The following is a 21,693-nucleotide window of genomic DNA, read 5'->3' on the forward strand; positions in this document are numbered from 1 at the left end:
GAAAACACCGACAATGCTGCGCTTTGATGATGCTCAGCAGATGCTCGCGCTTGGCGCACCGCAAATCGACACCACGGAGCAAGTGCCGCTTGGCGATTGCGCCAACCGGGTTCTGGCCGAACCGGTATTCGCCGCTATTGACCTGCCGAGCGCCGACAACAGCGCAATGGATGGCTACGCGATCAGATATGCAGACCTCTCTGACGGCAAACCGCTCCCGGTTCAGGAACGATGCTACGCCGGCGAAATGCCGCAACACCTGGCACCCGGCAAGGCCACTCGAGTCTTTACCGGCAGTCTCATCCCTGAAGGCGCAGATACGGTAGTCATGCAGGAATATGCGAAGGAGCGCTCCAATGGCGTCGAATTCACATGTGCGCCGCGTCGAGGCCAGCATGTTCGACGGCGCGGAGAGAGCATTCGCCAAGGTCAGTTACTGTTGGAAAAAGGCGCACTGTTGCAATCGGCGCACATCGGGCTCATTGCGACACAGGGCATCTATCAAGTCAGCGTATACCGGCAGCTCCGGGTAGGCATTCTGACAACAGGCGATGAACTCATTTCTCCGGGCAATATCCATACCCCCGAGAAAGTATTTGACAGCAATGGCCCGATGTTGTCTTCGCTTGTGCAAAGCATGGGTGCACAGGTCGTTGGCTTGATCCACTCCCGCGATAGCGAATTCGAGATCCGTGGCGCGCTTGGCCGGTTGCTTTCAGAAAGTGATCTGGTAGTCTGCGCCGGTGGAGTCTCAGTCGGGGAGAAAGATTTGATCAAACCGGCGCTCGAATCGATGGGAGCAGAGCTTGCTGCCTGGAAAGTCAGGATGAAGCCGGGAAAACCCGTCGCAGTTGCTTACGTAGCCGGAAAACCCGTTGTCTGCCTGCCAGGCAATCCGGGGGCTGTTTTCTCTGTATTTGCGCTTCTGGTGACGCCAATGCTCAGACGCATGCAGGGGCGCGACACGCTGTTTCCGCAGGTTCCCCGCTTACCGCTATACGCATCAAGGGAGGAGACGCAGGACAGGGACGATTTCATTCGTGTTAAGTGCTCGATGAGCGATGAAGGTCAATTGCGGCTAGTTCCTCTACAGCAACAAGGCGCGGGCGAGTTAAGTTCGATGGCACGGACGAGCGGTCTGGCGCGCATCCGGGCCGGTAGTCAATTCACTAGTGGTCAGCGTGCCGAGTATTACGATTTTCAGTACTGGCTCACCTGAGGGCGAAGACCGTACCGGCCACCCATCTACGGCCTGCGTGCCAGCACCGGAACAATGCCTGAACCAATTGACGCAAAACGCACAGCCGTTTCTCGCGGACGGCAATTGCAGTTCTGAAAAACTTATCGTCGTCACCCGCCCCTCGCTAGGCCTTGCTCTCAGTCCCCTCGGATCCGCAACCCGACAGTACCGGTCTTTCTCGTGGGATAAAGCTGCTCGAACTCGATGAACGAACGCAATCGGTCAACAACGAGACCAGCACAGTCGGCGCCTCGCCGGTCCGACGAAACATCGCGCACGTCGGCGTTCTCTTCTGTGCCCTTCGGGCGTCTTGACATGTGTGCTCTCGATCGCCAAAGAGTGACCTTATATTTAGTCAAAGCGTTCGGCGCAGCCGCGCCAACGACAGGGGCTACTCGGCCCGAGGGAAGTGGGCTATCAACGACATGGAACCGAAGGAAGGAGAAATGCTGAATCGGTTAGTGAACTCAGGAATAGAACGCTGGGTGAACGGTATTCGCCGTAGTCACAATCTTCCAATCCAATTGAGCCTTTGGAACGGAAAAATTTTTGACCTGGGGATTTTCGAGAGTCCGATCGTACGCGTGCATGTTCGCGATGCGTCAGCCCTTCCGCTGCTTTTCACTTCGAGTGTGAACTCGCTCACTGAAGCGTACATTACGGAGCGCATCGATGTGGACGGAAAGCTCGAAGAAGTCGTCGACGCGGTATATCGCATGTCCGTGCGTTCCAAACCCGCGAGTCGGACAAATCGCAGCCGGCAATGGGATAAAACTTCCATCCGCTATCATCATGACGTCTCCAACGACTTCTACAAACTCTGGCTGGACGAAAGGATGGTTTTCTCGTGCGGCGACTTTGAGAGCGGCAAGGAAACGCTTGATGAAGCGCAACTCAAGAAGATCGATCGTGTTCTCAGTGAAATAGGACTTCAATCTGGGCAAAGTCTCCTGGACATTGGATGTGGCTGGGGAGCGCTAGTCATGCGCGCTGCTGCGACTTATGGGGCAAGATGCGTCGGTGTAACGCTCTCGGAGAATCAATACCAGCTTGCAACCGAAAGGGTTAGAGCGGCAGGCCTGAGCGATAGGGTTGAAATCAGGCTAGCGGACTATCGCGATCTCCGTGGGACGTTTGAGCGGATAACGAACGTCGGAATGTTCGAGCACATAGGACGAGACCACCTCCCATCGTACTTCTCGAAGGTTCACTGCCTCCTTGCAGACGGCGGCATACTTCTAGACCATCGCATCACGAACTCTGACTCCGGCGAGGGCGACACACAGGTTCCAGGAGGCGAGTTCGTTGGTGGATTCATGTTACCGTCCGGTGAACATTCGCACATCTCGCTGGTGACGCGAGCATTGCGGGAAAGCGGATTGGAGGCTATCGACATTCAAGATCTCGGACAATACTGCGCGGCGACACTGAGGTGCTGGGCAGAGCGCTATGAGCAACACACTGAGCGCATTCGTCAGACTATCGGCGAGACTAAATACAGGGCATGGCGTGTCTATCTTGCAGGTTGCGCACATGCGTTCTCTATTCGTAACGTATCGGCGCATCAAATCGTGTGTCAGAAGGCAGGAGGCATTGCGTCAATGCGTAGCGGGGTCCCGGCGGTAAATCTACGACAGCGAGGGGGGATCGCACGCGGATGAGCGTACAGGTCAATGCAGCACGTCTTCTCAAATGAAATACTCGCTTCCGGGATCAACAGCCATGCTAACTTAGCTAATGGCTTTACAGGTTTTCGGGATCGTCCATGCTTCCTGATCAGGAAATGTGCGGGGCCCAGCTCTACAGTACTTCGACGGATGGTGACCGCATCGGGAGCTTGCGCTCCTCGGCCGCGAAGGCGTTCGTTTCGCGTACGAGGAGATGACTCAGCCGAAGTTTATGAGTATCCGGAGAACGCTCCAGTAGTCCGGCGAACCGGATGAAGCACTGCCTCAAGAAGCCCCCGTAAAGCGACCGGATGCAACTAGGGCTTGGGTGATATGGGAACGAAAAATATCAATGCAGGGTGTGGATACTGCTGATGACCTCATCATTGTCGTCCTCGGACGAGGCTTGATCAAGGATCGCGCACCGGAAGTCCGACTTGACGCGAAGGATGGCTGATTCGATACGCGCATCGCCGCGATAGCCGCTCAGACGAGTGTTGATCGCGTCCTCGACGGCGAGAATCGCCTGCTCGATGCTCTCCGGGTCATCGCTATTGAACCCGACCTCAACCTCAATGCTCTCCAGTAAATTTAACGCCGTCGCGATGTCCTCGGAAGCAACGAATAGCGTCTTGGCATCTTCTCTCATCTACCCTCCCCGTTGGGTGTCAGGACTGTTCAGACAGGTGCGAGTTGCGTGACTATAGTTGCACATCCAGAATAAACCTGCCGCGCGATGAAGCCGTGTGTTGGGTTCAAAACAACGGAAGGGTTGCTGTACGCAGTGAAGCGAATAGAATCGACTGTTCCACCTTCACGCATGTTCATTGCGTCCCAGAAAAATTCCGCGCCGCGGGCACGGCCGTGCTCACCGGCGCGCTGGGTTCTCTTGCCGCGTGGATCATCATCAAAACGCGCACACCCGGGCGCGAGGCGCTCGACGGTCTCACGCTGCTGCCGCATGCAATGCTCGGCATCGTCATTGGCGTCGGCTTGATCCTCGCGTGGAATCTGCCGGTCTGGCCCGTCACGCCGCACAACACGTGGGTCATTTGCTCCTGTCGTACAACTGCCTGCTACTGCCCTATCCTGTATTTTATGCGAGTGCCGCACTGCGGCAGATCGGCGGCAGCCTCAAGGCCCCGGCACGCGTGCATGGTGCTAGCGAAATGCGTATGTTGTGGCGCATCGTCTTGCCGCTGGTGGCCCCGCCGCTCGCGGCGTCGATGATGATCGTCTTCGCGGTGGCCTCACGTAAACTCCTGACGTCGCTGCTGCTGTCGCCCAGCGGCGTGCAAACCGCATCCGTATTTATCTGGCAGCAGTTCGAGCAGGGTTCGATCGGCGACGGTATGGCCATGGGCACGGTGATGCTGGTGATCAGCGGCGTCGTGCCGGCGCTGGCGTCGCTCTGAACACGGCGTCTCGACGCACTGCGCTGAAGCGCATTGAAGGTCAGTTGCGAGCGAGAGGTGATCTTGCCGGTGATTCGACTGACGCGTATCTGGGCGCCGGCGTGCGGCTTAGGGCACGTGCGCCGCTCAGCCGCGCAGACAGTTCGCTGGTCGGTTCCGGCCCCAACGCCTGGACGTTTGATGCCGCGCGTGATCCGCTCGCCACCGTCCGTTGTCTGAGGGCGGATCCCGCGTTCGAACGTCCACGTGACAGACAGGCCAACGGCCGTAGATGGCCGGATTTGCCTTGCTCGGTCAGACAGATTTCAGCTCTTTCTGGACGTTTTCGCGACAAATGGAGTTGGTGTGTGCTGAACCTTTTCGCTTCCGCACTTCGGACAAGCTGGATGAGCGGTTTCATGTTCCGCAAGATGCTCGGCATGTTCGAACAATTCACCGCACTTCTCGCACCTGTATTGGTAAGTCGGCATGGCATTCCTCCAACGAGAATTCCGAACGCCGTGCTGGCCAGAGACTGCCAACGACGCCCGGTAATAACCCATTCTAGTGCAGGGCAGTGCAGGCGGGTTCCGCTGTACATCGGTCATCCGCAAAAACGTTCAAAAATCAACCCTCCGGTCGCGGAACCGACGTGGCTCAAGCGAGCGTTCACGACCAGCATTCGATCGTCACCCGTGTACCGGGCGCGGCGTTGTCGATCCTCATTGTGAAGTCGTGGACCCGGATCACCGCCGAGACCATGCTGAGGCCGAGACCCGAGCCCGGGATATGGCGCGTCTGCTCGCTGCGGTAGAAACGTCCGAGCACCGCCTGCCGTTCGCCGGAAGGAATACCCGGTCCGTTGTCGACGATTTCGACCTGTGGACCGAACCGTGTCCGGGTGAGTGTTATACGCACCGTGCCACTTGTCGGCGCGAACTTGATCGCATTATCGATCAGATTGGTGAATGCCTCGAACAGCAGCGCGCGGTCGGCGTGAATGGCGCCCACCGGCTCTGCCTGTACCACCAGCTGGATCGACTTGGTTTCTGCAAGCGGCTCGTAGAGTTCGCCGACTTCCGAGACGAGTGTCGCCAGTTGCACCTCGGCAAAGCCGCCGCGCCGCTGCAGCGCGCCGATCTCCGAAATGCGCAGCATTGCACGAAACCGTTCCAGCAGCTTGTCGGTATTGGATCGCGCGTGAGCAACCATGGTCGACAACTGTTCGTCGTCAAGTGCGTCGGCGCGCTCCGCAACATGGACGAGCGACCTACCGACGTGGGCGAGCGGCGTAAGCAGATCGTGCGCAATGCCGTCGCACGCGCCCTTTACCTCGGTCATCAGGCGCTCGACTTCATCGAGCATGTTGTTGACCAGATGCGACAACAGGTTCAGTTCGTCGCGGCCACCGGTCGGCAGACGCCGCTTGAGGTCGCCTTGAGCGATCTGCAATGTAACGCGACGGATCGCCTTCACACGTCGCATCTGGCGCACGCCGAGTGCAACACCGACGGCAGAACTGACCACGAGGGAAATTATCCCGCCCGCTAGAAGCGCATTGATGACGTCCAGGCGGATTGTGAGACCGTGCGTAATATCGTGCGCGATGACCAGTATCGTGCCGTCCCTGCGCCGCTCCGCCATCGCGCGCACGATCGGCGCTCGTTCACTACCGGCAACTGACAGCGTATGTTTAAACGTCATGCCGCTGCGCTCGACGGACAGCTGCGGCGGAAGTGTCGGCACGTCCCCTGCGATATGCTGACCATCCGCAGTGAACAGACCGTAGTAGTTGATGTGTTCGTGTTCGACGCTTCTTTGCAGGATGACGGCGAGTTCTTTCTCGGGTAACGAGCCAAAATAGCCGAGCTGCCACTGGATCACGTCGTCGGCTCTGCGCTCCATCTGGTCCGTCACCGCGTACCCAACGAAGCCGATCAGGAACATCACCGAGAACGAAAAGATGATAGCGTAGGCGAACAGCTGTCGGAACGTCGTCGTATTCCAGCTGCGACCCACCTGGGCGCCTTCCGTCGCTGACGAGAAAATGTTCAAGGGGTTGCCCTACGAGGAGATAGCCTGAGCCGCGCACGAGCTACGCTAGCGCTAATTGGAGCCCATGTTGACCTACTCGAGGTTGAGGTACTTCAAAGCAGTCGCTCGGGATCCGACGGGTCCTGGGAAATCTGCTTTCGCGAAGCCTTCCCCCACCGGTTCCAACTGACGGTCAAACTACTGCAGCAACCTTGCGCTCGAGGCTAACTACTACCATTCGAAGGCTTTGAGGATACTGGATGGTAGTTTACGCAAAACGGACGGGTCGATTACAAATTTGCAATGTAGTCCGCCTTCTTATGATCTGGCGCGTTGCCGCCGATCACGATCGAGAGGTTGCCAGACGGGGGGCATGGCTGGCGCTAAGAGGGAATGTGAAAACGCGATCAAAGATTAAAGCGATTACTGTGTATCGTTTCCTCCTTGTCCGCTGTCATCCGCATCGCTGAAGCTATATCTTGAGCATGCGGACGGTCAAACTGAATTGTTCCAGATCGACCGCGACGTCTGTGCTTTGCGATTGCTTCCGTTCAATCGGTTGGGTAGTCACAGAAGTGATTCCTCATTGAGGCAGCAGCGCGTAGCCCTGTTGCTGAAGAACCGTGACAGTGGTCAACTCGGAGAGCGCTACTTTAATCTTTGGGTCGATCCACGTGTAGTCGAAGTGATGCTCAGGAACAGCCTGCCCGCAAACGGCCACGTCAACTCCTGCCTGCTCGAGTTCGGAAATCAATTGCAAGTTGGGATTCGGTATGCCGAATTTTGCTCGATAGTGAGCGTCGTCAAGCGCCGTTGGTGCCGCAGCGCCACCCACTATCACGACGAATTTCAGATTTTTTAGTGGTACGCCAGCCGCCACATAGAGGTTGACAGTTCGAGCAACATGATCCAAAGCCCCGTTCACGTCAGACGGCGTTCGCGAAGCCTGGGTGACCGCGAAGACGATCTTATAGATGTGCGACGGGTCCGGCATATAGGCAGGGCTATCCGGCATATGCATCCTGCCGTAACCGGGTATCGTGGGCGTGCTCCAAAACCCCGGGGGCTGTGAAGGAGTCTGCGCGAACGAAGCTGCGCAAGCAAGCGATAGCGCACAGCCGACAACTAGAGTCTTAAGTTTGGACATGGGGTCCTCCTCTTTCGATGCGGTCATTGGTCAGAGCCGATTCGGCCAGATCAATATCCGAGCACACAGCACAGCACGATGGAAACAAGCTCGTCTGGCATCAAGGGTTAGGCGACACGTTGGCCAGGGTCCGTATCGCCAATCGACAGGATCGTCGCCACGTTGCGTATAAGGAAGCACCATCCTATTGCTACAAAAGGAACCAGGTGACTGCGTTTTTGAAACTTAGAATTTCTCGATGTGCAAGACCGTGCACTATCATTGGGACATTCGGACCGCTCATGAGCGCAACTGTTTGATTGGCATTCAGATCGAGCGTCTCCCGCACGCATTTCCCGAGGTCGGGGCGGACGCGCTCGTAATTGTTTGGCGTCCGATCATCGAAGCCGCACACATAGATGCACGGCGACTTGACCGTCATGCCTCAGGCCGCCACCTGTGACGGTTGGACCTCAACGGTGACGTGAGACAGTCCCTTGAAGCGTCCGAGCACCGCATGGTAGAAACGCGAGTCTCGCTGGATTTCATCTGTTGCCACCGATACCACGGCGCTCATGTGACCAGGGCCGACCCGCCATACATGCAGGTCGACAACTTTGTCGCCGCGGTCCTCGATAGCGTGACGCACATTCTCCGCCATGCGCCTGTCGGGGTTAATGTCGAGCAGGATCGCGCCAGTGTCGCGCATCAAGCCGTACGACCAGTTTGCAATCACCAGCGCGCCGACGACACCGGCGAGCGGGTCCATCCAGAGCCAGCCCAAAGCGCGTGCCAGCACAAGGCCGATGATAGCCAGCACGGAGACCGCCGCATCTGCCATCACGTGGATATAGGCCGACCTGATGTTATGGTCGCGGGTCGCTGTTTCATGGACGTCCTCGTGATGTTCATGTTCTTCGAAGTCGACTTCGTGCTCGCCGTCCGGCATCCACACGATGGCCTTGAAAGCGTGTGGCTCAGGAATGTCTATCGTCGATTCCAGATAGCCGCCGCGGTCCGCCAGCGCGAATGCCTGTTCTGTCCCATCGGGCCGCACCGTCGTAATGGAAACAGCGGAAGCATCCAGGCGCGAGCCCGCTGTCGCCGGCGTAATGCGGAAAACGGGTGGCACGCCGTCTTCGAAGATGGAAACGGCAAACACGCCGGATGCAGCGGAAATCGTCGGCACTTCCTCTTCGTGAGCGTGGTCATCATGGCCATGGCCGTGGCTATGCCCATGGCTGTGTCCATGGTCGCCGCCGCTCAGTAGCCACACGCTCGCCAGGTTAACAAGCAAGCCCACCACCGCGATGGGAATGGCTTCACCGAAATGAATGGGTACCGGTGACAGAAAGCGCGACACCGCCTCGTAGCCAATCAGCACGGCGATCATCGCGAGGACGATGGCACTCGAGAACCCTGCGAGGTCACCAAGTTTGCCGGTGCCGAACACGAAGCGGGAGTCGCTGGCGTGCTTGCGCGCGTAGGTGTACGCGAGAGCCGCAATCAGCATCGCGCCGGCATGCGTCGACATATGCAGGCCGTCGGCGACGAGCGCCAGCGAACCGAACATGCTGCCGCCGACGATTTCAATCAGCATCATCGCACTGCAAAGTGCAATCACGGCCCACGTCTTGCGCTCGTTCTTCTCGTGACCGACACCCAGAAAGATGTGGTCATGTCCTGCGCCGAACGCGGCGTCTTTAGAATCGCTCATTTTTAACTCTATTTGAAATAGCTGTGAACAACTTCAATGAGTTGTTCCGTCGCGCTGACACCGGCCTCCTCGCCGGTTTCCGCGTCGACAAGGTGGTTCCTGATGTGGTCTTCCAGCACAACCGCAAGCAGACCGTTCATCGCTCCGCGACAACTCGTGATCCGCTGCAGCACGTCCGAGCAGCCGTTCTCTTCCTCGAGCGCCCGCTCGATGGCTTCGACCTGTCCCTTGATGCGGCGGACCCTATTGAGGAGCTTCTGTTTTTCCTGGACCGTGTGACTCACCGTGCGCTCTCCAAATACCCCCACGGGGTATGCAATGGCCGCAAGTTTAGCATAGGGGGTTGGGGTATATGTTGATACCGCGGATTCTAATGTCAGCGGACTCGCCAGATATTCTCCAAGTGAGCCCGGCTCACAAGGCGCAGTGGGCCATCCAGGTAACGGACAGTCGCACGTGGTGACGAGAAACGGTTCATAGTTTCAGTTCGTCTCAAGCCCGTTTTCAGTGGAAGCAGGCAGCCGCCGGACGTTCGCGTCGCAACGGAGGCGCGACGGCCAACTTCGCGCTCACAATCAACGTTTCTGGTGTTCGATTCACGACGCTCGACGGGTGATCGCATAGAATGAACTAGTCCGATGCAGCACGCCCAACACAATGACCGGGTATACGAATCCGTATCCGTATGATTCGGGCCTTTGCAATCCGGGATGCCGTCTCCATCATTTCTCTCCAGTCGGGGCACCCGTCCTTATGTCGAGAATGACCACAAACGCGATGAGCCGCCGGCACCTGCTGACGCTGATCGGCAAGAACCTCGGCGCGGCCGCCATGATGCAAGGCATGAGCACGCTTGGGTTCGCCGCTGCCTCGACCTACGCCGGGCCGATCAAACTCGATGGCGCGCCCCAAGGAACGCGAATTCTCGTGCTCGGCGCCGGCATGGCTGGCCTCGTCGCGGCCTTTGAGTTGAGGAACGCGGGCTACCAGGTGCAAGTGCTCGAGTACAACAACCGCGCGGGTGGTCGGGCCTGGACTGTCAGGGGCGGTGATCGTTATACAGAACTCGGCGGTGCCACCCAGTACTGCGATTTCGCTGATGGGCTTTATCTGAATCCAGGCCCGTGGCGCATTCCGTATCACCATCAGGGCGTACTCGACTATGCAAAACGGCTGAAGGTGGCGCTCGAGCCGTTCATCCAGGTCAATTACAACGCATACCTGCATTCGACGGAGGCTTTCGGTGGCAAGCCGCAACGATTCCGCGAGGTGCAGACCGACTATCAGGGCTATATCGCCGAGCTGCTTTCCAAAGCAATGCACAAAGACGCACTCGATGATGCGTTGTCAGCCGAAGATGCGCATCTGCTACTCGAATCCCTGCGTCAATGGGGTGCGCTTGATAGGAGTGGCCGCTATCAGGCGGGCGGGCGAAGCAGCGAACGCCGCGGATTCGCGACCGCGCCTGGCGGTGGGCTGATGCCCGAGGCCGTGCCGTCGACTCTGCTCCCGCGCGACCCGTTGCTTGCATCGCGTTTGTGGCAATGGCTCTCATCCGGAAACGAGCGGGACTATCAGAGCACCATTTTCCAGCCCGTCGGCGGCATGGACAGGATTGCCCATGCGCTTCATTCGCAGGTCGCAAGCGCCGTAGTGTTCAACGCCAGGGTCACGGCCATCTTGCAGGACGAGCAAGGCGTCACAGTGCGCTATACCGATACGACCACCCGGACCGAACGGAGCGCGCATGCGGATTGGCTGGTGTGCACCATCCCGCTCTCGATTCTGAGTCAGATCGACATGGCGGTCGGGCCGGCCATGCGCGCCGCGATCGATGCGGTGCCCTACGAGACATCGGTGAAAATCGGCTTGCAATTTGGCCGGCGATTCTGGGAAGAAGACGATCAGATCTACGGCGGCATCACGCATACTGACCTGCCGATCTCGACGATCGGCTATCCGGCAACAGGTTACGGTTCGACCGGGCCTGCGGTGCTGCTCGGCGCCTACATGTGGGGGCCCGCCAGCTATGAGATGGGTGCGCTGCCCCCTGCGGAACGGATCGCGGTGGCATTGAGCCAGGGCAGCCAGATTCATCCGCAGTACGCGCGCGAGTACCAGAATGGCTTCGCGATGAGCTGGAGCCGATCACCGTTCACGAATGGCTGCTTCGCCGCCTGGACGGATGCGTTGAGAGAAGCGCATTACGCGAATCTCTGTCAGCTCGACGGACGCATCGTCCTTGCCGGAGAGCACGCTTCCCATATCCCGGCATGGCAGGAAGGCGCCGTGCTGTCGTCACTGGATGCGATCACCCGGTTGCATCGGAGAATCGTCAATGGATAGGCCGACGCTGATCCTCAGCGTAATGCTGATGGCCTTGCCGATGGGAGCCGCGACAGTGTCGGTTCAGGCCGTGGCACAGGACACATCACGCGCCTTCACGATTTCGCCAGGCCACCGCTTCACCGAAGAAAGCGGCGAAGCGCTTTACAACGCTACCTGCGCGGGATGCCATATGCCGGATGGAAAAGGCGCACAGGGCGCGGGGCACTACCCGGCGCTCGCTGACAACCCCGCAGTCGAAGCAGCACCCTACGTCATCGTCAACGTGCTGCACGGCCGAAAGGCGATGCCATCGTTTGGCGACGCGATGGATGACGAGCAGGTCGCTGCTGTTGTCAATTACACGAGAACTCATTTTGGGAATCGATTTACCGGAACTGTCACGCCGAGCGAGGTTAGAAGTTTGCGCTGAGTTCACGTGGTGTGGCAATCGCCGGGACTCTTATCCGCACCGTCCTCCATCGCTTCACGAGACTTGTGGCACGACGTACCCGGGTTTGTTTTGGGGCGGCGAGGGGTGGTTTCAGTTTCAACGTTGGTACGCATATCTGATCAAGCTGGTCCGAACACTGCCGTGCGCACGAACGGTCGGTGACTATGAGGCGCTGCCGCCTTGGCCGCTTTTCACATTGCTCGGCCGCACACCGTTACCAGTGGCCGCCGCGAGGCGTTTGGCTGCGCATAAGCTCACGGACGACGCAAGATCACGTGAGGCATCTAAGCCGCAACGGCCGGCTGAACAGGATCGCGCTGCACGTTGGAGGATGGAATAGATTCCGGGAACAGCTGTTATCGCTTGTGTCAGATTCTTGATATACGGAGAGCGAAGATGGCAGAAATAGACCGTGATGGCGTGCGTCTCGGATTCGATGATGTCGGGCAGGGAAAATCTATTGTTCTGGTGCACGGATGGGGATGCAACCGTAAGTTCTTCAAGCCGCAGGTAGACGCTTTATCCGTGCATCACCGTGTGATCTCCCTCAATCTTCGCGGCCACGGCATGAGCGACGCGCCAGATCAAAATTACACCATGGAGGTCTTCGCGGACGACATCGCCTGGTTGTGCTCGAGGCTTGGCGTGCGCAAGCCGATGTTAGTGGGGCATAGCATGGGCGGCAACGCGGTACTTGAACTTGCGGCGCGTCATCCGGATGTCGCCAGTGGCATTGTGCTTATCGACTCGCTGCTGTTCCCTTCCGCGCGCGTCTTAGAGCAGCTTAAGGTGGCCGTCGCAGGACTTCAGACGAATGACTTTAGGCTCGTCGTGCGCCAGCTTGCGGAGACGCTCTTCATTCCGTCTGACGACCCGGCACGCAAGCAATGGATCACCACGGCCATGGAGAGTACGCCACAGCACGTGCTTGCATCTGCGCTTGCCCGTCACACTACGGAATACGACGCCGCAGACGCCGCAGAACAGTGCTCTGTGCCAGCCGCATACATCGGAGCTGCCAGTCCACTCGGCGACATGATGCAATTGAAATCCAGGTGCCCGGGTATTTTCGTTGGCCAGACCCTTGGAGCGGGGCATTTCTCGCAGCTAGAAGTGCCTGATCAGATCAACGCGATGCTCGTGCACTTTATGAAATTGTGCGCGTAAGTGCTCGTCCCGATGAATGTGATCGGACGGGCGTACCTGGTTGATCGTCGGTGTCGTGATTATGATCGTTCACCTCGGTTCGGTCGCAATTATGATGTGCGTCCGGACCTCCCGATCTTGCTCATCCTCTTCAAGATCAGTTTGGAGGCGCCAACGGGATGATAACGATCTTGCGCGAACGATCGTGGAGGACGTGATGTGGACAGAGTTCTACGGAGCTGTGAGGGAGCTTTCGTGAACTGCAACCTGTGAGCGCTCGGCCAACTTGCGCCGGATCATTGGTTATGCCAACTGTACGGCGAGATTTCCACGTCGGGCCTTTAACGTTGTCCAAAGGTTCTCGCCAGCGTGTCACACCCCACGCCTCAGATTCTGTAAGGCCCGCCGCCGATGCCGCGCGGTGGATCACTCCTTCGAACTGAACTTCCGAGGGCGTGCTTAAGCCGCCTTGGCAGTGGCCTCCCTGGCGGGTAGGCGTTGCGCCTATGGATCGGCGCCGGCGCCCCCATTCCGCATTGCCGGTCAGGTTCGCATTTCGCCGACGTACTTCCTCGTGCACAGCAGAAGTTTATAAATGCAAGGTTGGCGTCATAACAACACCACGCGCCCCCTGGTACAGTCCCGAAGCTGTGTTGCTGATGACATCGTGTAGGCGATCCTGCGGGCTGTTGCTGGTGCGTTCGCAAAGCAAGCTAGTCGGTTTAGTAATTTCTATGTTTTCGGCATGGTGCGATGAGACTTATTCGAAATCCATACTATAGGGGGTTGCATGAAAAGTACCGTGTTCCGACTGCTGCCGATCGCTGCAATGACGTCAATGCTTTGGGCCTGCGGCGGCAGCACCAACAGCACGCCAGCGCAAAGCGGTCCGAACCCGGCCTCGGGCACCACACCGAGCTCGGCTAGCGCACAGCCGACGCTGCTGGTCTCGCGTGCGATCTATGACGCGGCCTTCACGGTCACGGGCACGCTGCCGTTCAACGCCACGCCAGAAACGACCAATGCTGCGCCGGTGACCGCTGTCTCGCCGGGTACCTATCCGAACGTGTTCACGACGGAGGGTACAACCGCCGACGCGAACTTCGGTGTGACCTCCGATGCCGTGATTGATCAATGGGCGACCGGCGCCACCAGCCCGACCCAGTACCTCGATGTGACGGCAGCGGCCAAGCAGAACGGTTTCGATTTCACAACGAGCTTCGCATCGAAGTCGGAACTCGCGTTGAACCTGTCGCAGGACGGTAGCGCGATCACCTTCAACGGCTATAACGCAGCGATCGACTCCATCGATCGCTCGAACTCGAATACGCCGGGCGTAATCGATCCGACCAATACCGACATCGCCACACCGACGTATCGCACGGTCGCTCAGCTCAACCTGGCAACCAAGGCTCTGACCTTCACGAACACCAATGCCTACTCGGGTAATAACGGCCGTGCGTCGGTGCTCGCTGGCGGTCAGTACTATATCGTCGGCAATGCCGGCAACTCGGGCTCGTCGCCGAACCCGACCTATGGCCAGCTCGACATGCTGACCATAAACACGGGCGTGCAGACGATTGCCGCGGGTAGCAGCTGCGCATTCTCGCAGCCGGTCGGCGCCTTCTTCTCCGGAAACAGCAGCACTTATACGGCGCCGACGTCGTGCGGGCTGGGTACGATTACCGACGCACTGTCGAGCACTACGTTTGCGAAGAAGACCAACGCTGGCGGCAACCAGTTCGGCTTCTCGCTGACCTCGCTCGGCCTCGCTTACGACAAGACCGGCAAGGACGGCAACTTCCGCGGTCTGTTTCTGGCTTCGGACGGCACTCTGTATGTATCGAAGGGCAGCGGCAGCAACGGCTTGAATACGGTGTTCCAGGTCGGGGCGACGGGCGCCCTGGCGAACGGTGCTCAGTTCAGCAGCTTGCAGAACGTCAACATCACGCCGCTGTTTAGCGCGCCGACAACCGCATGGTCGGGCGCGCCGGCCGCAAGCAATGAGCCGGCATCGAATGCGGCGCTGACCTCAGCTCTGACGACCGCTGGCGTGACGTCGTGGCCGCTGAGTTGGAACACCGGCTACCCGTTCGGTATGTGGATGCCGAAGACAAACACAAACCTGATGTTCGTGGCTGACGAAGGCGATGGCGATCCGGGCGACATGGCGATCGGCAGCGGCGGTCTGTGGGTCTATCAGAAGTCGGGCAGTACCTGGACGGCCATCGCTCACCTTACCCAAGGTCTTAATCTCGGCCAGGCGTACACCGTGACCGATACCAGCGGAACGTACGGTACGGTCAGCGCGAAGTACACGACCTCGGCGGACGGCCTGCGCAACGTTACGGGGGTGATCAACAGTGACGGTTCGTACACGCTCTACGCGGTCACCTCGACGGCCAACAACAGTTTGGGCACGACGTTCGACGCAGGTGCCGATTCGAACCAGCTTGTGAAGATCACGCTGAGCGTGAGCGGTTCGACCGTGACGACTTCCTCGGGCTTCACCGTGATGCAGACGGCGCCCTACGGTCAGGTGCTGCGAGGCGTGGCGATGAGCAGCCTCTAAGCAGCAATACTTGCCGGCCCGAACATTCAAATGGCTTGCATTCAGTGGAATGCAAGCCATTTTTTTGTGCGCGTAGCATGGGCGCACTCCAGTGGGTGCTAGTCCCACCGCAAGTTGATCACAGCGAGCGAAGCGGAGGCGCCTACGCATCCGCTTCGAACGCCTCGCGTTCATTTTGATGCGTTAGCGCCGATGTACACACCTTGCTCCCCGAGGTGCCTCTGCAAGCGTTCGGGATCACAGCTCTCACGTGTGCACTGGTGCGCGGCAAGCACTTCAGCTCTGAGGCAAGACTCCTGTTGTGCCCGCAACGAGAGCGGCCGTTTGCGCTACGCGTAATAGCCGCTGACCGAAACGCCCAGCAGCTGGCACATCAGCCGTCGAGGGCACCGGCACATCCGCGAATCGCTGTACCCGCATGCTCTCTTTCCAGCAGGGTGACTACCGGTGTCTGCATAACAACGAGTAACGGTCGGTCAACTCCCGGCTACGACTGTCGGTTCGTGGCCGACAACGCTCAGCGATCCTCAGGTATCACCTGCAACAGCGGCTCGGGCGTCAGCGCGACGTCTCCTGTAAAGGGCCGATCGTGGGAGAGGATGAGCAAAAAGGTTGTAGCGAGTGCCGCCGAAAACAGACCGATTGCCACGGCAGATGTCAGCCGGTTGTCGCAATGAACGAACGCGATGGCGAACAGCAGGCACACCGCCAGAAACGTCAGGCATAGCCATTTGACACTATTCACTTCACTGCGACTGATCAGGATACGCTCGCGACGCACTTCGAGAGCATGCTGCAGGGACGCCGCGACCTCGCGCTGCGCCGTCTGCTGTCCGGGCGTAACGACTGGTAGGGATAGCGTGAACTTCAGTGCGTTGTTCAGCGAAGGAGGACTAACGTTAAGTGTGACGGCTCCCTTCGCCACGAGCGGCCATTCAGTCGTCGCGGTGTACTGGATGTAGTCTCGGACCATCCTTCGCAGTTCGGTCTGGGCTTCATTTGGCAAAACGGCAGACATGACGACAACCGACCGCAACGCACTCGCTTCAGTGGCGACCGCGATATTGGCGCGCGCTGTATCGTTCCAGACCTGCGAGGCCGTGAAGGCGATAAATAAGCCGAATATGATACCGAGTGGAGAAAGCAGACCGGGAGAAATTGCCTTGAATGATCGCCCATACCGACCGGCAGCAAGCCATCCGGTGACGAAATGGATGGTCGCGCCCGCGAGAAATATCGCACTGAAAGTGACAAGTGCCATCAACCATAACGGCAGCTCGTGGACCCATGTACTCATGATTGTGGTTGCGCAGTGCCCAGTCTGAACGGGATACTCCTGGTGGGTCGGGGACTCCAAACCCCTCAACCAGACCACGAAGCTCCATCGATAGTCTGTGCGCTCGACCACGTTACAGCGCGACCCGGGGTCCGCGTCGCCGTTGCGCGAGGCTTACTCGCGTGGCAAACGCGAGGCGCCAATCTACCTTCGCGCCGCTGACAGCTCCGCGCGCTTGCGCTGCAGAAACCGGCGAACGGCCGGATCGCGTTCAAGTCCGATCGCGAGATCGTACGCGCCGAGCGCTTCCGCCGTCGCGCCGGCGCGTGCGAGCAGATCGGCGCGCGCGGCCCAGTACGGCTGGTAGTCGGCCAGCCGCGGATCGTCGGCGTACGGCTTGAGCGCGTCGAGCGCCGCCTGCGGGCCGTCGCGTTCCGCCAGCGCGAGTGCGCGGTTCACCGCGACCACCGGCGAAGCTGCAATGGCAAGCAACGCATCGTAGAGTTGCACGACCTCGCCCCAGTTCGGACGACGCGTCTGGCAGCGGTGGACGTGTGCCGACTGCAAAGCAGCCTCGAGCTGAAAGCGTCCGATTGCGTTGAATGGGTTCGCGCGCCGCAGCAGTGCGTTGGCTGCGTCGATCATCGGCGCGTTCCATGTCGCCGGATCCTGAGCCGACAGCGGCACGTAGTCGCCGGCCGCATTGCGTCGCGCATCGCGCCGCGCCTGCGCAAAGAGCATCAGCGCGAGCAGACCAAGCGTCTCCGGCTCCTCGGGCAACAGCTCGACGAGCAGTTGCGCGAGAAACAGCGCCTCACCGGCGAGATCACGCCGCTCGGTGCCGCCGCCGACGGGATCGGTCCACCCCTCCGCATACGCTGCATAGACCGCTTCCAGCACCGCAGCGAGCCGGCCGGGCAACTCCTCGCGCTCCGGTACGCTGAACGGAATGCCCGCTTCGCGGATCTTGTTCTTCGCCCGCACGAGGCGCTTGCTCATCGCGGCGGGCGACGTCAGGAACGCGGACGCAATCGTCTTCGCTTCGAGCCCCAGCACCACCTGCAGCATCAGCGGCGTGCGAATCGCGGCCTCGAGCGCAGGGTGCGTGCACGCGAACAGCAGCGCAAGCCGCCGGTCGGGCAACATGCCTGCTTCACGCTCGTCGATCTCGTCGGCGAGGATCGCTAGCTGGTTCACCACGTCGTCGCCGACACGGCGATGACGCGCGCCATCGATCGCCCGGCGGCGCGCAACCGTCATCAGCCACGCTTCGGGATTCGCGGGGCAGCCGCGCTCCGGCCAGTCCGCGAGCGCGGCTGCAAACGCGTCGGCCAGCGCGTCTTCGGCCGCGGCGACGTCGCGCGTGCGCATCGCCAGCAGTGCGACGAGCTTGCCGTAACTGCGACGGGCGACCGCCTCGGCAATCGAATGCGCGGTGTCGTCAGTGTCACGACCGCCGCCGGACGAACTCATGCAGCAGACGGCGCGTCGTAGGGGGCAGTCCAGACAGGGCGCACTTCCATGAGGCCGTGCGCCGCGCCCGGACAACGCGACGCCCACGCGATCGCCGCGTCGAGGTTGGGCACGTCGATCAGGTAGTAGCCGGCGAGCTGCTCCTTCGAATCGGAATACGGTCCGTCAAGCACCTGCGGCTTGCCGTCGATGAGCCGCACCGTGGTGGCCGTGCTCGTGTGCTGCAGCCGGTTGGCGCCCACCAGCACCTCCGCTTTTTTCAACGATTCCGTGTACGCATGGTACGCGGCGACTCCTTGCTGCCGCTCGCTGTCGGTCATCCGGTTCCAGCCGTTTTCTTCCGAATAGATCATCAATAGGTATTGCATATGAGCCTCCGTCATGGGGTTGAGGCGGTGAATCACATCGGGCCGCCATGACAATGACGCTCGGGCCGTATGCCGACGGACAGGCAGCGTCAAAAAAATGGCGGACGGCGCACCCGTCTTAGTCACTCGCCTCCGTCGAGGATATCTGACTTTCAACTGTCCCAGCCCGGACACCCTCCGAGCAGCGCAGCATCTCATGCACGCGTCGCCCGATTTCCGATGTCTGCAAGTCCTTCCGTCAAGCGTGCCTTGGCATCTCTATTGGACAAAGACGGCGCCACCTCTCACGGCGCACCAAGCCACTCGCCGACGGCTAAAAGATTTGAATGCCCTCGCCTAAATTTCCTCGGAACGTAGCCGTATACAAGACGTGACGCTTTCGATCGCCCGCGTAAGAGGGACTTTCCCGGCAGACGACAACTCCATCGCAGCAGCGCTCGTACCGCGAAAACCGGGGTTCATCCAGCCTGAGCGACGTCCGTCGCGGGCCAGTTGTGTCGTCGCCAATGCCCAGTAGAGTCAGCACCTGCCTGTACCTCACAACGCAGAACTGCCTCTACTGAGTCAGCTTAAAAAACCAGAGAACTCATGCCAACAGCCATCATTGCCGACGACGAACCGCATATGCGCGAAATGCTGCGCGAGCAGCTCATAGCCCTTTGGCCAGATCTCCATATCCTGGCTGAGGTAGGTGACGGACCTGCTGCACTGGTTGAGATCGAGAGCCGCCGCCCGGACGTGGCTTTTCTGGACATCCGCATGCCGGGTCTGACCGGGCTCGAGGTCGCGCGCGCCATCACGGTCCCGTCCCGGGTGGTCTTCGTCACCGCCTACGACAATCACGCCGTAGAGGCGTTCGAAGCCAGCGCGGTGGACTACATTCTCAAGCCGCTTGAACCTGCCCGTCTTGCCACCGTGGTCTCTCGCCTGCGCAAGTCGATGGCGACCGCTGTCATGCAATCGCAGCAACTCATGGATGCCCTCGCGCAGTTGGGCGTGCGCAGTGCTACGCCTGCAGTGGCCCCGGTTATCGGCCAGAACATCGAGTGGCTTCAGGTGGCAGTCGGCTCGCAGGTGCACATGGTGCACGTCGACGACGTGCGGTATTTCGAATCCGATACCAAGTACACCCGCGTTGTGGCGGGCGACGTGGACGGCCTGATCCGCATGTCGCTAAAGGACTTGCTAGGTCAACTCGACGAAACGCAGTTCCTGCAGACTCATCGCAGCGCCATCGTCAACCGGCGCTTCATCCGTGCGGTTCATCGCCAGGACGACAGCATGGAGATCGAACTGCGCGACCGGCCCGAGCGGATCCGGGTGTCTACCGCAAACCATTCGCTTTTCCGGGCAATGTGAGCATGAGGAAGATCTTTTCCCGCCGTGCTCACTGGCTTGTCACGGCAATGGTCCTGTTCGCCTCGCTCGCGGCAATGGAGTGGTGGTCGAGCTACCTCGCCGGAGCCGACGTGGGGCTTCGTGGTGTGGTGACGGGCATGGCTTTGATGGGCGCCATCTTTCTGCTGCTGAACGTCTTCAATGACGTGAGGAAACCATGGGTGGCATCGCTCTACGCCACGCTGATCGCCGCGGTCGAAATGGGCATTGGCGCGGCGGTGATCGCGACCGTTGCTGGGCTCGCCATCTATGCGCTGCCGTTTTCGATCAGCGAGCGGCTCTTCCAGGGCGACGCAGTCTCCGATTTCATCATTCTGGTCGTCGTGGGACTGAGCCTGCTCGTGGCCGCGCGCAATTTACGGCACTACGCGAGACAGAAAACCCGTGCCATGGAGGCGAACCTTGAGGCCGCCCGCGCGCGTGAGGCGACCGCCCAGAAGGAAAAGGCGCTCGCGCTCTCGCAGATCATGACGTTGCGCGCCCAGATCGAGCCACATTTTCTGTGGAATACGTTAGCGCACCTCCAGTTCCTGATTCAGAAAGCTCCCGCCGATGCGGGACTGATGCTGACACACCTCATCCGCTATCTGCGGGCGGCGATTCCACATATGCGCAATGACACCGCGACCTTGGGCTCCGAGTTCGAATCGGTCGGCGCATATCTCGAACTGATGAAAGTCCGGATGGGGGACCGTCTGACCGTATCGGTCGATCTGCCCGATGCGTTGAGGGGTGTTCCTTTCGCGCCGCTGCTGGTTCAGACACTCGTCGAAAATGCCATCAAACATGGCGTGGAACCGAAGCTTGGCGCCGTGTCCGTGAGCGTCGCAGCGGAGATGAGCGCCGACAACGGCGGCGGCGTTCTGATCGAAGTGCGGGATAACGGTATTGGCCTCCAAAGCGCGCCCGCCACGCGCGGCACCGGACTCGGTCTGCGCAGCGTGCGGGAGCGTATGCAGCAGTTGTACGGGCCGAACGCCGTACTGTCGATTGCTGGCGCTCCGGGCGGCGGCGTAATCGCCCGCATGATGATCCCCGGAATCCAAAGCAGATTGACGTGACGCGTCATATATATTTCGCAAAACAGCGACGCGCCTGGGCCTTCGGTTCAGCGCTTCTGATCGCCTGCGCAAACCTTGCTCGCGCGGTCGCATCCGAACCGGACCCCGCCGCAAAGCCCGACGCCGCACTCACCCTGAGGCTCATGCAGTACGAAACGTGGCTTGGGGGTGATGAGATCAAACCCGAAATCGCGCTCTGCGTGGACGCGGCGATGGGCCATCGCGTACCCGATGCCGGCGATCCATCGCCGCGAGTGCGGGGTACCCTGCGCCGCGCGGCCGAGACGTGCTCGATATCGCCCGACGACGGCACTACACGGTTTGTTGGACAACTTCGCTCGGTCGCCGAACACGAAGTGGCGCAGGCCGAAGCGATGCGGGCTGCGCGGCAGTGCCTCACGCAGTCGGCTACCCTCGACGTCTTGCATCGATGCCTCGCCGA

General features: G+C 59.8%; 20 protein-coding genes and 1 pseudogene. 9 read left to right on the plus strand and 12 right to left on the minus strand.

Annotated elements, in window-relative coordinates; all coding sequences use genetic code 11:
* The first annotated feature begins 13 nt into the window (after nucleotides 1-13).
* On the plus strand, nucleotides 14-1,219 hold the full coding sequence (gene glp / locus RI103_RS36155) for a gephyrin-like molybdotransferase Glp (protein ID WP_409077073.1): 1,206 nt from the start codon (nucleotides 14-16) through the stop codon (nucleotides 1,217-1,219).
* A gap of 467 nt (nucleotides 1,220-1,686) precedes the next feature.
* The gene (locus tag RI103_RS36160; protein ID WP_310818847.1) at nucleotides 1,687-2,901 is read left to right on the plus strand and encodes a cyclopropane-fatty-acyl-phospholipid synthase family protein; all 1,215 of its coding nucleotides are present in this window, start codon (nucleotides 1,687-1,689) and stop codon (nucleotides 2,899-2,901) included.
* A gap of 355 nt (nucleotides 2,902-3,256) precedes the next feature.
* On the opposite strand, the gene RI103_RS36165 is transcribed toward RI103_RS36160, so the two are convergent.
* Together RI103_RS36165 and RI103_RS36170 are read right to left on the minus strand one after the other, a co-directional pair.
* Complete coding sequence (locus RI103_RS36165; protein ID WP_310818848.1) at nucleotides 3,257-3,556, minus strand: hypothetical protein; 300 nt, start codon at nucleotides 3,554-3,556, stop codon at nucleotides 3,257-3,259.
* A 29-nt stretch (nucleotides 3,557-3,585) separates the two neighbouring features.
* The gene (locus tag RI103_RS36170; RefSeq protein ID WP_310818849.1) at nucleotides 3,586-3,870 is read right to left on the minus strand and encodes a hypothetical protein; all 285 of its coding nucleotides are present in this window, start codon (nucleotides 3,868-3,870) and stop codon (nucleotides 3,586-3,588) included.
* 41 nt (nucleotides 3,871-3,911) lie between these two features.
* Between RI103_RS36170 and RI103_RS36175 the strand changes: the two genes are divergently transcribed.
* A complete protein-coding gene (locus tag RI103_RS36175; protein WP_310818850.1) occupies nucleotides 3,912-4,322 on the plus strand; it encodes an ABC transporter permease subunit in 411 nt (136 codons plus the stop codon).
* A gap of 305 nt (nucleotides 4,323-4,627) precedes the next feature.
* Here RI103_RS36175 and RI103_RS36180 read toward each other — a convergent pair whose 3' ends face one another.
* The 5 genes from RI103_RS36180 to RI103_RS36200 all read right to left on the minus strand — a co-directional run bounded on the left by RI103_RS36180 (nucleotide 4,628) and on the right by RI103_RS36200 (nucleotide 9,462).
* The gene (locus RI103_RS36180) at nucleotides 4,628-4,792 is read right to left on the minus strand and encodes a zinc ribbon domain-containing protein (protein ID WP_310818851.1); all 165 of its coding nucleotides are present in this window, start codon (nucleotides 4,790-4,792) and stop codon (nucleotides 4,628-4,630) included.
* A gap of 178 nt (nucleotides 4,793-4,970) precedes the next feature.
* Nucleotides 4,971-6,320, minus strand: a complete 1,350-nt coding sequence (locus RI103_RS36185) for a HAMP domain-containing sensor histidine kinase (protein WP_310818852.1) — start codon at nucleotides 6,318-6,320, stop codon at nucleotides 4,971-4,973.
* Between the two features lie 598 nt (nucleotides 6,321-6,918).
* The gene (locus RI103_RS36190; RefSeq protein WP_310818853.1) at nucleotides 6,919-7,482 is read right to left on the minus strand and encodes a DsrE family protein; all 564 of its coding nucleotides are present in this window, start codon (nucleotides 7,480-7,482) and stop codon (nucleotides 6,919-6,921) included.
* Between the two features lie 424 nt (nucleotides 7,483-7,906).
* On the minus strand, nucleotides 7,907-9,178 hold the full coding sequence (gene dmeF / locus RI103_RS36195; RefSeq protein ID WP_310818854.1) for a CDF family Co(II)/Ni(II) efflux transporter DmeF: 1,272 nt from the start codon (nucleotides 9,176-9,178) through the stop codon (nucleotides 7,907-7,909).
* A gap of 8 nt (nucleotides 9,179-9,186) precedes the next feature.
* Nucleotides 9,187-9,462, minus strand: a complete 276-nt coding sequence (locus RI103_RS36200; protein WP_310818855.1) for a metal/formaldehyde-sensitive transcriptional repressor — start codon at nucleotides 9,460-9,462, stop codon at nucleotides 9,187-9,189.
* A gap of 493 nt (nucleotides 9,463-9,955) precedes the next feature.
* Here RI103_RS36200 and RI103_RS36205 point away from each other — a divergent pair, with 493 nt between their 5' ends.
* The 4 genes from RI103_RS36205 to RI103_RS36220 all read left to right on the plus strand — a co-directional run bounded on the left by RI103_RS36205 (nucleotide 9,956) and on the right by RI103_RS36220 (nucleotide 15,675).
* Nucleotides 9,956-11,524, plus strand: coding sequence for an NAD(P)/FAD-dependent oxidoreductase (locus tag RI103_RS36205; RefSeq protein ID WP_310818856.1), 1,569 nt, complete (start codon nucleotides 9,956-9,958; stop codon nucleotides 11,522-11,524).
* On the plus strand, nucleotides 11,517-11,936 hold the full coding sequence (locus tag RI103_RS36210) for a cytochrome c (RefSeq protein ID WP_310818857.1): 420 nt from the start codon (nucleotides 11,517-11,519) through the stop codon (nucleotides 11,934-11,936). Before RI103_RS36205 ends, RI103_RS36210 begins: the two co-directional genes overlap by 8 nt.
* Nucleotides 11,937-12,353: 417 nt before the next feature.
* Nucleotides 12,354-13,124, plus strand: coding sequence for an alpha/beta hydrolase (locus tag RI103_RS36215; RefSeq protein WP_310818858.1), 771 nt, complete (start codon nucleotides 12,354-12,356; stop codon nucleotides 13,122-13,124).
* A gap of 808 nt (nucleotides 13,125-13,932) precedes the next feature.
* Nucleotides 13,933-15,675: a VCBS domain-containing protein gene (locus RI103_RS36220; RefSeq protein WP_310818859.1), complete on the plus strand. Its 1,743-nt coding sequence runs from the start codon at nucleotides 13,933-13,935 to the stop codon at nucleotides 15,673-15,675.
* 182 nt (nucleotides 15,676-15,857) lie between these two features.
* Here RI103_RS36220 and RI103_RS36225 read toward each other — a convergent pair.
* From RI103_RS36225 to RI103_RS36240, 4 genes and pseudogenes are all read right to left on the minus strand, one after another.
* A pseudogene (locus tag RI103_RS36225) lies at nucleotides 15,858-16,049 on the minus strand (IS3 family transposase); the annotation flags it as partial.
* Nucleotides 16,050-16,192: 143 nt separating this feature from the next.
* Complete coding sequence (locus RI103_RS36230) at nucleotides 16,193-16,972, minus strand: DUF4239 domain-containing protein (protein ID WP_310818860.1); 780 nt, start codon at nucleotides 16,970-16,972, stop codon at nucleotides 16,193-16,195.
* A gap of 183 nt (nucleotides 16,973-17,155) precedes the next feature.
* Nucleotides 17,156-18,424, minus strand: coding sequence for a DUF6596 domain-containing protein (locus RI103_RS36235; RefSeq protein WP_310818861.1), 1,269 nt, complete (start codon nucleotides 18,422-18,424; stop codon nucleotides 17,156-17,158).
* Nucleotides 18,421-18,792, minus strand: coding sequence for a YciI family protein (locus RI103_RS36240; protein WP_310818862.1), 372 nt, complete (start codon nucleotides 18,790-18,792; stop codon nucleotides 18,421-18,423). The genes RI103_RS36235 and RI103_RS36240 overlap by 4 nt, the downstream gene beginning before the upstream one ends.
* A gap of 588 nt (nucleotides 18,793-19,380) precedes the next feature.
* Between RI103_RS36240 and RI103_RS36245 the strand changes: the two genes are divergently transcribed.
* Together RI103_RS36245 and RI103_RS36250 are read left to right on the plus strand one after the other, a co-directional pair.
* Nucleotides 19,381-20,151 (plus strand): LytTR family DNA-binding domain-containing protein, encoded by a 771-nt coding sequence (locus tag RI103_RS36245; RefSeq protein WP_310818863.1) that lies wholly within the window; start codon nucleotides 19,381-19,383, stop codon nucleotides 20,149-20,151.
* Nucleotides 20,152-20,153: 2 nt separating this feature from the next.
* Nucleotides 20,154-21,251, plus strand: a complete 1,098-nt coding sequence (locus tag RI103_RS36250; protein WP_310818864.1) for a histidine kinase — start codon at nucleotides 20,154-20,156, stop codon at nucleotides 21,249-21,251.
* Nucleotides 21,252-21,298: 47 nt separating this feature from the next.
* On the opposite strand, the gene RI103_RS36255 is transcribed toward RI103_RS36250, so the two are convergent.
* The gene (locus RI103_RS36255; protein ID WP_310818865.1) at nucleotides 21,299-21,679 is read right to left on the minus strand and encodes a hypothetical protein; all 381 of its coding nucleotides are present in this window, start codon (nucleotides 21,677-21,679) and stop codon (nucleotides 21,299-21,301) included.
* Nucleotides 21,680-21,693: the final 14 nt, after the last annotated feature.

Origin of the sequence: Paraburkholderia sp. FT54 (assembly GCF_031585635.1) — a bacterium.
Taxonomy (GTDB): Bacteria; Pseudomonadota; Gammaproteobacteria; order Burkholderiales; family Burkholderiaceae; genus Paraburkholderia.